Annotated in this window: 12 protein-coding genes; 4 read left to right on the top strand and 8 right to left on the bottom strand. The window is 64.4% G+C overall.

Going from position 1 to position 12,683, the window contains the following annotated elements; genetic code table 11:
* Positions 1-102 precede the first annotated feature (102 nt).
* On the top strand, positions 103-2,751 hold the full coding sequence (leuS, locus tag TX80_RS17135; RefSeq protein ID WP_049924476.1) for a leucine--tRNA ligase: 2,649 nt from the start codon (positions 103-105) through the stop codon (positions 2,749-2,751).
* A 56-nt stretch (positions 2,752-2,807) separates the two neighbouring features.
* Here leuS and TX80_RS17130 read toward each other — a convergent pair whose 3' ends face one another.
* From TX80_RS17130 to TX80_RS17120, 3 genes are all read right to left on the bottom strand, one after another.
* On the bottom strand, positions 2,808-3,368 hold the full coding sequence (locus tag TX80_RS17130; RefSeq protein ID WP_049924475.1) for a hypothetical protein: 561 nt from the start codon (positions 3,366-3,368) through the stop codon (positions 2,808-2,810).
* 1 nt (position 3,369) lies between these two features.
* A complete protein-coding gene (locus TX80_RS17125) occupies positions 3,370-3,573 on the bottom strand; it encodes a hypothetical protein (protein WP_049924474.1) in 204 nt (67 codons plus the stop codon).
* Positions 3,574-3,743: 170 nt separating this feature from the next.
* Positions 3,744-5,930 carry a heterodisulfide reductase-related iron-sulfur binding cluster gene (locus TX80_RS17120; protein WP_049924473.1) on the bottom strand — a complete coding sequence of 729 codons (2,187 nt, stop codon included), beginning with the start codon at positions 5,928-5,930 and terminating at the stop codon, positions 3,744-3,746.
* Positions 5,931-6,109: 179 nt separating this feature from the next.
* On the opposite strand from TX80_RS17120, the gene TX80_RS17115 reads away from it, so the two are divergent.
* On the top strand, positions 6,110-6,700 hold the full coding sequence (locus TX80_RS17115) for a hypothetical protein (protein WP_049924472.1): 591 nt from the start codon (positions 6,110-6,112) through the stop codon (positions 6,698-6,700).
* 145 nt (positions 6,701-6,845) lie between these two features.
* Positions 6,846-7,532 (top strand): CRISPR-associated protein Cas4, encoded by a 687-nt coding sequence (locus TX80_RS17110; protein ID WP_049924471.1) that lies wholly within the window; start codon positions 6,846-6,848, stop codon positions 7,530-7,532.
* Here the strand turns inward: TX80_RS17110 and TX80_RS17105 are convergent.
* From TX80_RS17105 to TX80_RS17095, 3 genes are read right to left on the bottom strand one after another with little or no spacing between them, the layout of a single operon-like run.
* Positions 7,529-8,155: an L-threonylcarbamoyladenylate synthase gene (locus TX80_RS17105; protein ID WP_049924470.1), complete on the bottom strand. Its 627-nt coding sequence runs from the start codon at positions 8,153-8,155 to the stop codon at positions 7,529-7,531. The genes TX80_RS17110 and TX80_RS17105 overlap by 4 nt on opposite strands.
* 40 nt (positions 8,156-8,195) lie before the next feature.
* Entirely contained in the window at positions 8,196-8,705 is a 510-nt protein-coding gene (locus TX80_RS17100; protein ID WP_049924469.1) for a redoxin domain-containing protein, read from the bottom strand.
* Entirely contained in the window at positions 8,705-9,013 is a 309-nt protein-coding gene (locus TX80_RS17095; RefSeq protein WP_049924556.1) for a glutaredoxin family protein, read from the bottom strand. The genes TX80_RS17100 and TX80_RS17095 overlap by 1 nt, the downstream gene beginning before the upstream one ends.
* Before the next feature lie 101 nt (positions 9,014-9,114).
* Between TX80_RS17095 and TX80_RS17090 the strand changes: the two genes are divergently transcribed.
* The gene (locus TX80_RS17090) at positions 9,115-10,524 is read left to right on the top strand and encodes a hemolysin family protein (RefSeq protein ID WP_049924466.1); all 1,410 of its coding nucleotides are present in this window, start codon (positions 9,115-9,117) and stop codon (positions 10,522-10,524) included.
* A 9-nt stretch (positions 10,525-10,533) separates the two neighbouring features.
* Here TX80_RS17090 and TX80_RS17085 read toward each other — a convergent pair whose 3' ends face one another.
* Both TX80_RS17085 and TX80_RS17080 read right to left on the bottom strand, forming a co-directional pair.
* Complete coding sequence (locus TX80_RS17085; protein ID WP_049924465.1) at positions 10,534-11,244, bottom strand: hypothetical protein; 711 nt, start codon at positions 11,242-11,244, stop codon at positions 10,534-10,536.
* An 84-nt stretch (positions 11,245-11,328) separates the two neighbouring features.
* Complete coding sequence (locus TX80_RS17080; protein WP_049924464.1) at positions 11,329-12,525, bottom strand: inorganic phosphate transporter; 1,197 nt, start codon at positions 12,523-12,525, stop codon at positions 11,329-11,331.
* Positions 12,526-12,683: the final 158 nt, after the last annotated feature.

The raw sequence follows: 12,683 nt of genomic DNA, 5'->3' as shown, positions 1-12,683 counted from the left end.
CGGCGACCGTTTTCCCGGTCGGCCGTGAGACAGCCGGTTCTTCGCCGCCACGCCGATCGGTAATGCGAAAATATAGGGCGGCGTCGCCCCCACGCCTAACTAATGAGCGACGCGGGATACGACCACGCGGCAGTCGAACGGCGCTGGCAAGAGGCGTGGGACGACGCGGACGTCTACCGGACGCCCGACGAGGTCGACGATCCGACCTACGTCCTGGGGATGTACCCCTACCCGTCCGGAAAGCTCCACATGGGCCACGTCCGAAACTACACGATCACGGACGCGTACGCCCGCTTCCGTCGGATGCAAGGCGACGACGTCCTCCATCCGATGGGCTGGGACGCGTTCGGTCTCCCCGCGGAGAACGCGGCCAAAGAGCGCGACACCAACCCGCGGGACTGGACGCTCGACTGCATCGAGACGATGCGCGACCAGATGGAGGCGATGGGCTTTGGCTACGACTGGGACCGCGAGGTCACTACCTGCGAGCCGGAGTACTACCGGTGGAACCAGTGGCTCTTCAGGCGGTTCTACGAGGAGGATCTCGTCGAGCGCCGCGACGCCGAGGTCAACTGGTGTCCCCACTGCGAGACCGTCCTCGCCGACGAGCAGGTCGAAGGCGAGGCGGAACTGTGCTGGCGCTGTGATACGCCGGTCGAACAGCGCGAACTCGACCAGTGGTTCCTGCAGATCACCGCGTACGCCGACGAATTGCTCGAGGACATCGACGATCTGGAGGGGTGGCCAAACTCGGTGCGCCAGATGCAGCGCAACTGGATCGGCCGCCAGCACGGGACCGAGGTCGAGTTCGATGTGGAGGGGTACGGTCCGGTCACGGCCTTTACGACCCGCATCGACACCATCCACGGCGCGACTTTCTTCGCGCTCGCGCCCGACCACCCGATCAGCGAGGAACTCGCCACGGAGGACGACGACGTTCGGCGCTTCATCGAGGCGGAGGCCGATCCCGAAGGCGACGAGCCAAACGGCGTTGCGACCGGACTGACGGCCACGAACCCCGTCACCGGCGACGAGATTCCGGTCTACGTCGCGGACTTCGTCCTTTCCGATGTCGGCACGGGCGCGTTGATGGCCGTGCCCGGGCACGACGAACGCGACCACGCCTTCGCGGAGAAACACGATCTGGACATCGTCCCGGTCATCGCCCCCGAACCCGAGGCGGGTGAGGACCCCGAAGCACCCGACATCGAGGAGACGGCTTACACCGAAGACGGCGTCCTGATCAACTCCGGCGACTACTCCGGGCTGGACAGCGAGACGGCCCGCGAGCGCCTGACCGAGGAGATCACAAGCGCCGAGGCGGCCACGCAGTACCAGCTTCGCGACTGGGGGATCTCCCGCCAGCGCTACTGGGGGACGCCGATTCCGGTCGTTCACTGCGACGACTGTGGTCCCGTGCTGGTCCCGGAGGAAGAGCTGCCGGTCGAACTGCCCGATTTCATCAACACGACCGGGAACCCGTTAGACGCCGCCGAGGAGTGGAAGGAAACGACGTGTCCGGAGTGTGGGGCCGGCGCGACCCGCGAGACCGACACGATGGACACCTTCGTCGACTCCTCGTGGTACTTCCTGCGGTACGTCTCGCCGGACCTCGATGACGCGCCGTTCGACCGCGAGCGAGCCAACGACTGGATGCCGGTCGACCAGTACGTCGGCGGCATCGAACACGCCGTGATGCACCTGCTGTACTCGCGGTTTTTCACCAAGGTGCTTGCCGACCACGAGGGACTCGAGCACCGCGAGCCCTTTACGAACCTGCTGGCTCAGGGGATGGTCCAGTTGGACGGCGAGAAGATGTCCAAATCGAAGGGCAACGTCGTCTCGCCCCAGCGCATCGTCGAGGAGTACGGCGCGGACACCGCGCGGCTGTTCATGATGCAGGCCGCCCAGCCCGAACGCGACTTCGACTGGAGCGAGGAGGGCGTCCGCTCGACCTACGCCTTCCTCGCTCGGCTGAAGGGGATGGTCGAAGACGCCGCCGCGGAGCAACCGGACGGCGACGACGACGCCGTCGCCAGCTACGTCGACGCCGAAATCGACGCGACGGTCGCCATCGCTACCGACGAGTACGCGGACCTGACGTTCAACCGCGCGCTGCGGGAGACGCAGGACCTCGTGCGGACGCTCCGTCAGTACGCCGACTACACTGACCCCCACGCGGAAACCTACGAGCGGGGACTGTCGGCCGTGGTTCGGCTGCTCGCGCCCGTCGCACCCCACCTCACCGAGGAGCTGTGGGACGAACTCGGCCACGACGGCTTCGTGGTCGACGCCGGGTGGCCGACCGCCGACGTCGACCGCGACCGCGTCGAAAAGCGCCGGCGGCTGGTCGAGAACACCCGCGAGGACGTGCGGGACATCATCGACGTGGCCGGGATCGAGGATCCCCAGCGGATCGACGTCGTCATCGCCCCCGACTGGAAGTACGATGCCCTCGAGATCGCGATCGAAAGCGACGCCGACAACCTGATCGGCGAACTCATGGGCGAGTCACACATCCGCGAGCAGGGCGACGCCGCCGCCAGTTTCGGACAGGATCTGCAGGTCGAGCGGGAAGCCCTCGAGCGGACGCTCGCACCCGAGGAAGAACACGACGCGCTCGAGGCCGCCGCGTGGCTGCTCGAACGGGAGTTCGACGCGCCGGTCCGGGTGGTTCGCGCCGACGAGGCCGACGAGAGCGTGCTGAAAAACGCCGAACCCGGAAGGCCGGCGATCGAGATCGAGGACTGATCGGCGCGTCCCCGGTGGGTCTGTGACTGCATCGCCGGCCGGAACCCGACGATCACTCACTCCTCGGTATCGTCCGGTTGATAGCGGTACTCCCCGTCGAACGACATCCCCGAGCAGTTGGGAAAGTCCGCGGCCTCCGGACAGCCCTGACAGTCGTCGGTCGCCGTCAGCCCCTTGTGGACGATATACGGGAGCAGGAAGGCGACGAACAGGCCGGCCGTCACGAGTCGAGCGTCCGGACGGAACACGAACGGAAAGGCGGTCACCGCGAGTCCGACGGCAAGCAACGCCTTGCTGGCTATGCGAGTGGTCGCCGTTCGCGTTCCGGGAAGGAGTTTGCCGACGACCATCGGTGCCACGAGGCCGAACCCGGCGAGATAGAACGCGGACGTCGGAAACTCGAACAGGCCCAGCGCCGGTCGAACGAGTCGCACGACGCTCAACGCGAGCAACGACAGGATCGCCACCGGGTAGACGATAAAACAGCCCATACACACACGCTGGCCGTAGAGCTCGAACGTGTGGTGGGAGTAGTATTCACAGGTCGGATGGTGTGCTAACAACAGCGGATCGCGTTCTCCGAGTCGCTGTACGACCACCCGGATCGGATTCCACATCCTACTGGTACTGGTTCAGGTCCTCGTTACAGTGTTTACACGTCGAGGCACCGACCTTGACCGTCTCCTGACAGTCCGGGCAGATCCAAACGGTCTCTTTGTTGCTGAAATAGTAGTACACGCCGTAGGGAAGACAACAGAGGACCCCGATGAGGATCCAGATGGCGTCTCCCGTAAACTCGCTCGTGGTTTCTAACTCCGACATCAGCCGACAAATGAGAATCAAGTGAGATATAACTTTTCATCTATTTATTTCCCATAATTTTCAGGGGAAGATATATTCTACAGCGTGGAAACGCCGGTTCGAGAACGACGATGGAGATGCCCTCCGACCGGACAATCCAGTGGCTGAGAAACGGGCGCGTAGCCGGTCCCTCAGTTGGCAGCGACCTCGAGGTTCGCCTCGGTTTCCTTTCCGATCGCTTCGACGATGAGTTCGGCGACGTCGACGATCTCGATTTCGTCCTCGTAGCCGCCGGTCTTGCGGCCGTCCTCGTACATCGTCATGCACATCGGACAGGCGACGACGAACTTCTCGACGTCGGGACCGTTGTCGGTGTCCTCGAGCGCTTCGCGAATACGTTCCTCGCTCGGTTTGGGTTCTTCCTCGAAGTCCATCCAGAGGCCGCCACCGCCGCCGCCACAACAGAAGGAGTCGTCGCGGTTACGGGGCATCTCGTCGAGCTCACAGCCCGTGGCTTTGATGAGTTCACGCGGAGCCTCGTACTCGTCGTTGTACCGGCCAAGATGACAGGGATCGTGGTACGTGACGGTGTAGTCGAGTTCGTCGCCGTTCAGGTCGAGTTTGCCCTCGGAGACGAGTTCCTCGACGGCCTGCGTCCAGTGCAGGACGTCGATTTCTCCATCGGCGTTCCACTGGTCGGTGTACTCGAAGGGCATCATCGGATCGTCGGCGAACTCGTCGAAGTTGAGTTCCGGATACTCGTTTTTGAACGTGTTGTAGGAGTGAGGGTCGGTACAGACGATCTTGTCGAACTCACACTCCTCCCAGGTCTCGACGTGGTGGCCGGCGAGTTCGACGTAGAGCAGTTCCTCGCCGACCCGGCGGATGTCGTTGCCGTCGTACTTCTCGTCGTCGAAGAGGATGCCGAAGCTGACGTCGGCTTCCTGCAGAATGGTCGCCAGCGAGCGGGCGACCTGCTTGTTGCGCTCGTCGTAGCTCGGGAAGTCGCCGACGTACCAGAGGTAATCGACCTCCTCCTCGCGGGCGTCGGCCACGTCGAACTCGAGTTCCTCCGTCCACTCGCCGCGGTCCCGGGGCGAATCGCCGAAGGTGTTGCCGTTTTGCATGACGTTCTGGAAGACGTCCTGCATGCTGGGGGCGACGTCGCCCTGATCGGTCATCTGGCGGTTGAGTCGGGTGAAGCTCTTGAGGTGCTCGATCTCGACGGGACAGGCATCCATACAGGCCATACAGGCCATACAGGACTCCATCGTCTCCGTGTTGATGACGCTCGTGCCGCCGTCGGCGATGATCGGCTTCTCCTCGCCGCCGGCCTCGAGTTCCTCACGGTACCGTTTGAGGTCGAGAATGACGTTGCGCGGATCCAGCGGGCGATCGGACGCCTTCGCGGGACAGACCGACGAACACCGGCCACACTTGGTACAGGCGTCCTGATCGAGCAGTTCCTTCCAGGTGAAGTCGTCGATGGACTCGGCGTTGGTCGCGTCGAGGTCGGACGGAACGTTCGGCAGGCGATTACCGGCATTCTCGTCGCGCGTGACGACGTTCGCGAACGAGGAGATCATGTGGAACGGCTTGGCGTAAGGGACCCACGCGATGAAGAAAAACGCGATCAGCGAGTGGGACCACCAGGCCAGCCAGTGGAGGTTTTCGACGTTCAGACCGGCACCGTTCAGGCCCGCCTGTTCGGCACCCAGCGTCGGTAGCCCGATCGCCTCGAAGCCAAGCGCCATCCCGTAGGCGACGAAACTGACGATCTCGTGGTCGGGCAGTCCCTGTGAGTACACGCGCAGTCCCTCGAGCAGGAAGCCACCGACCCCGAGCGCGAACAGCGTCCAGATGAAAACGTCGTCCTCGGTGGAGGTATGACGGCCCCAGAGGCGGTGGTTTCGGACCCAGTACCGGCGGTAGATCGCCATCCCGATACCGACGACGAAAAGCAGCCCCAGCGCGTCGACGATGAACTGGTAGGCGAGGTAGAAGTCACCGTCCCAGAACGAGAGGTGCAGGAGTTTCTTGGCGGCGTACTCCTCGGCCATCAGGATCAGCGTCGCGATAAACAGCGTCAGGAAGCCCCACAGAATAAAGGAGTGCATCAGGCCGCCGTAGAGGTCCCTGTTAAACTGTTTCTCGTTCGAGAGGACGATCTTGGACGCGTTGACGATCCGACTCGAGAGGTCGTCCAGCCGAGCGAACGAGTCGTCGTCGCCCTCGGCGTACCGGCTGAACCGCTGATAGACACCGTAGAGGAACACGGCGATGGCGGTAAACGCCAGCAGGTAAAACACCGCGTACCCGGTGTCGCTGATCCCCCAGTACGTCTCCCTCGCCACCTCCGTCTGGGCTACCACGTTCATATACAAGCACGTGCATGGCTGTGACTTAATTCTTGTCACCCCGTCCCGCAGTCGACCCCGTTGCCGTCCCGCGAAAATTTTCGCGCGATTTCGAGTTCATAATTGTCATCCGTGTTCGATTCCCGCCCAACGCTATCTGGCAACAGGCTTAAATAGCCGCCCGTCGGGAGTGTCCACGCATGAACGAAAAAACCGAGGAGCTCCGGGATATCTTCACCGACGTCACCGACGGGGAGGAAACGGTCACCGAATCCCAGGAGAACACCCGCGGCTCCCTCGAGCGGGACGAGCGCTCCGACGAGGAGCGACTCGAGAGCGTCGTGACCCAGATGCGCGAGCGATACGGGTTCGAGACGGCGCTTTCGACCGAGGAGTTGATCGAGGTGGCGAGAGCCTTCTACGACGGAACGAGCGACGAGGCGGTCGCCGACGAACTCGGCGTCGATCCGGACGAGGTCTTCGAGGCGCGGCTGTCATTGCACCTCTTCGACGAGGACGACGCCGACGAGGTCGACCTCGCGGCGATCCGCGACCGGGACGAGGACGACGCCACGCTCGCCGACGAGTACGACGTCAGCGAGGAGCAGATCCGGCGGTACCGACGCGTCGCGCAGGCTGAAGACCAGTCACGGACCGCAAACGACCGCTACCGCGACGAGTTCGACAGCATCCTCGCGGACGCCGAACTCACCGGCCGCATGACGACCGACGTCCGCGAGGACGGACTCGAGGACGCGACCGAGGGAATGGAGACCGACGTCGATTTCTAGCTCCGAAACGATAGCCGGGACGTCGACTGGAGGATTCGGGCTTCGGTTCCGGCAGTTCGTTCCCGGACTGGCCCGTTCAACCGGCCGGAAACCTCGTCCGAACGCGATCCGAACCTTCTTGGAGGAACGGGCGGCCAGACGCCCCGTGCCAGTAGACCGCGTTTCGTTCAGTGACCTCCGGACCGCCGCCTACTGTCCGCGGAAGTGGTACTATCGACGGACCCGCGACGAGGACCGGGAGCCGCCGCCGGAAGTCGATGCGATCCGGGCGCTTGCAACCCGCTACGAGGGGTTGCTCGACTCCCCGTCGGGCGTACTCGAGGACGAACCGATCGCCGTCGCTCCGGCCCGGTACCGCGATCGGCTGGCGGCCACCAAACGGACCCTCGAAGACGACGGCCACTGGACGCGACTGCTCGAGCCCCGGGCACAGGCCGTGCTTGTGACCGGCCGTCGCTGTCGCGGGATCGTCCACAAGGTACTCGCGGACCCGATCGAACCCGCACTCGTGTCCGCAGGCGAACCGCCGGAACACGGGGTCTGGTCGTCGCAGTCGGTCCATGCTGTCGCGGCCGCCAAGGCGCTGGCCTGGGAGCACCGAACGTCGATCGATCGGGCCTGGATCGAGTACCCTGCCTACGGCGTCGTGCGATCCGTCGAGTTGACGACGCGACGAAAAGCGAGGTACCGGAGCGTGCTCCGGACGGTTCGGGAACTGGACGGCCCACCGCCACGGACCAGCAACCGCTCGAAGTGTACCGCCTGTGAGTTCGCCTCCGACTGTGGCGTCAGAACCCGGACGCTCCGCTCGCTGCTCGGGTTCACGGACTAGTGGCGATCGAGCCAGTCCTCGATCTCGTCGGCCAGCGCGCCCCGCCGGTGGATCGTCTCGGTCGAGAGATCGACGACCGTACTCTCGGTTCCCGGGGTTTCGCCGCCGTCGACGACGACCGCCGCCTCGCGTACCCGTTCGCCGATGTCGTCGACCCGGCGGGCGCTTGGCTCGCCGCTGACGTTGGCGCTGGTCGACGTGATCGGCCGTTCGGCGCGCTCGAGCAACTCCAATGCCGGCTTACAGTCCGGGATCCGGATCCCGACCCGGTCGCGGCCGGCGGTGAGCACGTCGGGCACGACGTCGCGGCGTTCACAGAGGAGCGTGACGGGGCCGGGAAGGAACCGCTCGGCAAAGGCCCGCTCGCGCTCGGTCGCGTGAACGTACTGCTTACGGACCGTCTCGAACCGCGGGACCCCAAGCGAGATCGGTTTCGACCGGTCGCGCCCCTTGATCTCGAACGCGCGCTCGACCGCGTCGGGATCGACGGCGTCGACGCCCAGTCCGTAGACCGTCTCGGTCGGATAGACGACCGGCTCCCCCTCGCGGATCGCCGTCGCGGCCCGCTCGAGGGCGGTCTCGCTCACGTTACCGTCCACGTTCGCATCCGCGTTTCCGCCCATACCGGAGACTCGCATCGGCACGGGAAAAAACGTACCGTCGTCACTCGAGACCGAGTTCCGACTCGAGGGCGTCGTACTCGGGGAACTCGGGCCACTCGGTCGCGACCCACGCGCCCTCGATCGTTCGCTGCTCGTCGATAGCAAAGAAGGCAAGCCGCGGTTCGCTGATGCCTGCCATTCCGTCGAGGTCGTGGGCGATCCCGTACGCGCGTGCGACCTCGTTGCCGGGATCGGCAAAGAGGGCGAAGGGGTAGTCGTTAGCCTCGAGAAATCGCTTGACGCCGTAGGGAGTCGACGCCGTGAGACCGACGACCCGCTCCTCGCGGTCGTCCCAGCCGCGCTCGTGGAGTTCGTCCCAGACGTACTTGGCGAGAAACGAGCCGGTCATCGGGGTGAAAACGAGGATGGTTCGTCCCTCGGCGACCAGCCCCGACAGCGACCGGTCCGTCCAGTACTCGTCGTTGACCAGCGGTCGGGTAAACTCGGGCGCGTCGTCGCCCGGTTCGACGTGGTCCGTCGACTCGAGCGAGACGACCTCGAACTCCGGCATCAGGCGTCACCCCCCGCAGGCGTGTCCGCAGTGTCGGGCTCGGCGTCCGCCGAACCGTAGGTCGACTCGAGGTAGTCGACGATGTTCGCGCTCTCGGCCATCGTGATCCCGGTGTTGTCGTCGACGATGACCGGGACGGTGCGGACGCCGGCGACGCGTTTGACGACGTCCCGTTTCGAGTGCATCGGTTCGACGAACCGCGACTGATACTCGAGATCGTACTCGTTTAACAGCCGCGTCACGCGTTCACAGTACGGACAGCCTTGCAGCCGGTAAAACGTGATCGGGCGGTCGGCGGACGGTTCCATACACGTTCGTTCGGGAAACGCGCGGGTAAACGTGTCGTCGGCGGAAAGCGGACCCGAAAATGGTAAACGGTTAACCGATCGGGTGATAACGCTGTACATCAATGGCGTTGGCTCCCCTGCTCGAGGTTCCGTTGGACGCCTACGAAGTTCCGGTCGTGGGTGTCGAGGTCGCCCAGTCGATGGTGACGATACTCGGTGCGATCGCCGTCGCCATCCTCATCGGTCTCTCCGGGTTTTTCTCCTCGTCCGAAATCGCGATGTTCAACCTGCCGAAACACCGTCTCGAGGGGATGATCGAGGACGAGGTAAGGGGTGCACGGCTGGTCAAAACGCTCAAGGACGACCCACATCGGTTGCTCGTGACGATCCTCGTCGGCAACAACATCGTCAACATCGCGATGTCCTCGATCGCGACGGCGATCCTGTCGATCCACTTCGGCGGACTGGCCGGGGTGTTGCTGGCGACGTTCGGGATCACGGCGCTCGTGTTGCTGTTCGGCGAGAGCGTTCCCAAGTCCTACGCCGTCGAGAACACCGAGTCGTGGGCGGTTCGCATCTCGAAGCCGTTGAAGGCCACGGAGTACCTGCTGTTCCCGCTGATCGTCCTCTTCGATTACCTCACGCGGCAGGTCAACAGGCTCATCGGCTCGACCGGTGCGATCGAATCACCGTACGTCACCCGTGACGAGATTCAGGAGATGATCGAGTCCGGCGAACGCGAGGGCGTCTTGGAGGAAGAAGAACACGAGATGCTCACGCGTATCTTCCGCTTTAACAACACGATCGTCAAGGAGGTGATGACGCCGCGACTCGACATGACGGCGGTGCCGAAAGACGCCGATATCGACGAGGCGATCGAGACCTGTATCCAGAGCGGCCACGCACGGATTCCCGTCTACGAGGGCAGTCTCGATAACGTCCTCGGCGTCGTCCACATCCGCGATCTGGTCCGGGATCTCAACTACGGCGAGACCAGTTCCGACGACCTCGAACTCGCGGATCTCATCCAGCCGACGCTACACGTCCCCGAATCGAAAAACGTCGACGAACTCCTCACGGAGATGCGGGAAAACCGGATGCATATGGCGATCGTCATCGACGAGTTCGGCACCACCGAGGGGCTGGTGACGATGGAGGACATGATCGAGGAGATCATCGGCGAAATCCTCGAAGGCGGCGAGGAACAGCCGATCGAGGAGATCGACCCCGACACCGTCCTCGTCCGGGGCGAGGTCAACATCGAGGACGTCAACGAAGCCCTCGAAATCGACCTTCCAGAGGGCGAGGAGTTCGAAACCATCGCCGGGTTCATCTTCAACCGCGCCGGCCGACTCGTCGAAGAGGGCGAGGAGATCGAGTACGACGGCGTCCGGATCACCGTCGAAGACGTCGAGAACACCCGCATCATGAAGGCCCGACTGCACAAACTCGAACGGCCCGTCGAGGGCGACGAGAACGGATCGCCCGAGGGCAACGACGCCGGCGACGTTACCGACAGCCCGCTCGAGTGAGCCGGGTTTTCAGGGGGTTGCGTCGACGGCCGCTTCGATCTCGGTCGCGACCGCGGGCGGAACGGCGAGTCGTCGCGGGCCCGGAACGTACTGCCCGTCCGGTTGTGCGTAGCTGAGGGTGAGAACGACGGCGTCGCCGAGTCGGTGGGTCCTGACGTCTTCGATCACCTCGAGATCGATCGCCTGTTCGGGATCGTAGAGGTAGATCACCCGGTCGGCGGGATCGAACACCCCAACCGAGCGAAGGAAGGAGGCGAGAACGAGCGCGACGAGTGCGAGCGGAATCAGTAACGCGGCCGTCGCGGTGAACGGGCCGGCACCGACGCCACCCAGCAGTTCGCGCTGGGAAACGAATCGACCGGCAGCCATCAGCCCGCCGATGACGAGCAACATTGCGATCGTCCCCAGCGTCGCGTCGACGGCCCGATCGAATCCGGGTCCCGTCAGGGACTGTCCGGGGAGCCAGCGGTCGGCGTCGCCGACGACGGTAACCACGAGGATCGTCACCAGAATCGCGCCGAAGAGAGCGCCGAGTACCACGAGACCTTGCGACTGGATAGCAACGTCGTACAGCCGCCAGAGAACGATGATCGTAATCGTCGCGAAGAAGGTCCCGACGCCGAACGACCACAGCAGGCGAACGGTTCTCGAGGTCGTGGCGTCGCGTCGCCACTGTATCGTCTCGGAGTCGGCCGGATCCACGGGCGCGTCCTCGTCCATACGTCGAACTGGCGACCGATCGTGTAAAGACCGTTCGGTGTCGGTACAGGTGCTGCGAACGCGACGGGTCGTTGCGGCCCGTGGCTACGTCAACAGCGCCGCGAAGGCGTAGTAGCCGACGAACGAGACGGTGATCGCACCGGCCAGCGAGGCGATCCACGCGAGAACGGTGTATCCCATCTTGCGGGCGCTGACGCCGCTACCGCCGGAGCCTGCGGCCGCGTACCCGCTGCCGATGATCGCGCTGACGATGATCTCGTTGAACGAAACCGGAATGCCGTACAGAACGGCCGTCTGGGCGATCATAAACGACGGGATGAGCGCGGCGATCGAACGCCGTGGGCCCAGCGAGGAGTAATCCTGCGAGATCGCCTTGATCATCCGCGGTGCGCCGGTCCACGAACCGATCAGCAGGCCGACGCCGCCGCCGACGAGCAACGCCGGCAAGGGGAGTCCGACGTCGCCCGACAGCGGGATCAGCGGACCGATCGCCAGCCCGACCTGACTGCCACCCGCCGAAAAGGCGACGAGCCCGCCGAGAACGAGCAGGAAGTGTCGTTCACCGCGTTCGGTACCGACCCGAAGGTCGAGCGCGATCGCCCCCGCCCAGAGGGCGGCGATGACGACCGTTACCGCGACGACGGCGACCGTCGCCGGGCCGGGAAGCCAGCCGCTCGTCGCTTCGGCGATCGATGCGCCGCCGGCCTGACCGGGTTCGAGGATGGCGAACTCGATGTTGGCGACGAGCGCACCGACCACGGCCGCAAGCGCGACGATGAAATGCTCCTCGGCGATCGGTTCGGCACGCAGCACTCGAGCGATCGCATACGAGAGACCGCCGCCGACGAACGGCGTCAGGATCCACAGCGTCGCGATCTCGGCGTATTTCGGCCACGCGGGATCGCCGCCCATCGCGAAGCCGACGCCGATGACCGCACCCGTGACCGTAAACGCCGTCGCGATCGGATAGCCGGCGAAGACCCCGGTCGCGACCAGTCCGGCCGCGATCACCAGCGCGATCGTCGCGGCCATCGGCGACAGTGTCACGCCGCCGATCAGTTCCGTCCCGACCGCCTCGGAGACGTTTGCCCCCTGTAACACGGCCCCGGTAAACCCGAGGATACCGACGAGAAACCCCGCTCGCATCACCGAGATCGCGTTCGCGCCGACAGCGGGCGCAAACGGCGTCGAACCGCTCGAGCCGGCACCGATCGCCCACGCCATAAAGAGGCTAGCAATCGCAGCGACCAGAAACGTCGCAACCGTCGCGGGGTCGACCATCTACGGGAGGTCTACTGGGCGATCCTACAAGTGTGTGCCGACCTCGGGTCGCCGGCGGCGAAACCGATTCGGACAGCCCATCGTCGGACCGACCGGGGACCATCACGGGAGAGGATCGTACACTTGCCAGTAATTAGATACCAATAGCTGTTTCCGTA

Source organism: Halopiger djelfimassiliensis, assembly GCF_000455365.1.
In the GTDB taxonomy this organism is placed as follows: domain Archaea; phylum Halobacteriota; class Halobacteria; order Halobacteriales; family Natrialbaceae; genus Halopiger_B; species Halopiger_B djelfimassiliensis.
Note: the sequence above shows the minus strand (reverse complement) of the source record. Positions and strands in the feature narration are given on the sequence as shown.

Bases quoted from the DNA above. Each gene is read 5' to 3' on its own strand.
- leuS (WP_049924476.1), top strand. From the start codon at position 103: ATGAGCGACGCGGGATACGACCACGCGGCAGTCGAACGGCGCTGGCAA.
- TX80_RS17130 (WP_049924475.1), bottom strand. From the start codon at position 3,368: ATGTGGAATCCGATCCGGGTGGTCGTACAGCGACTCGGAGAACGCGAT.
- TX80_RS17125 (WP_049924474.1), bottom strand. From the start codon at position 3,573: ATGTCGGAGTTAGAAACCACGAGCGAGTTTACGGGAGACGCCATCTGG.
- TX80_RS17120 (WP_049924473.1), bottom strand. From the start codon at position 5,930: ATGAACGTGGTAGCCCAGACGGAGGTGGCGAGGGAGACGTACTGGGGG.
- TX80_RS17115 (WP_049924472.1), top strand. From the start codon at position 6,110: ATGAACGAAAAAACCGAGGAGCTCCGGGATATCTTCACCGACGTCACC.
- TX80_RS17105 (WP_049924470.1), bottom strand. From the start codon at position 8,155: ATGGGCGGAAACGCGGATGCGAACGTGGACGGTAACGTGAGCGAGACC.
- TX80_RS17100 (WP_049924469.1), bottom strand. From the start codon at position 8,705: ATGCCGGAGTTCGAGGTCGTCTCGCTCGAGTCGACGGACCACGTCGAA.
- TX80_RS17095 (WP_049924556.1), bottom strand. From the start codon at position 9,013: ATGGAACCGTCCGCCGACCGCCCGATCACGTTTTACCGGCTGCAAGGC.
- TX80_RS17090 (WP_049924466.1), top strand. From the start codon at position 9,115: ATGGCGTTGGCTCCCCTGCTCGAGGTTCCGTTGGACGCCTACGAAGTT.
- TX80_RS17085 (WP_049924465.1), bottom strand. From the start codon at position 11,244: ATGGACGAGGACGCGCCCGTGGATCCGGCCGACTCCGAGACGATACAG.
- TX80_RS17080 (WP_049924464.1), bottom strand. From the start codon at position 12,525: ATGGTCGACCCCGCGACGGTTGCGACGTTTCTGGTCGCTGCGATTGCT.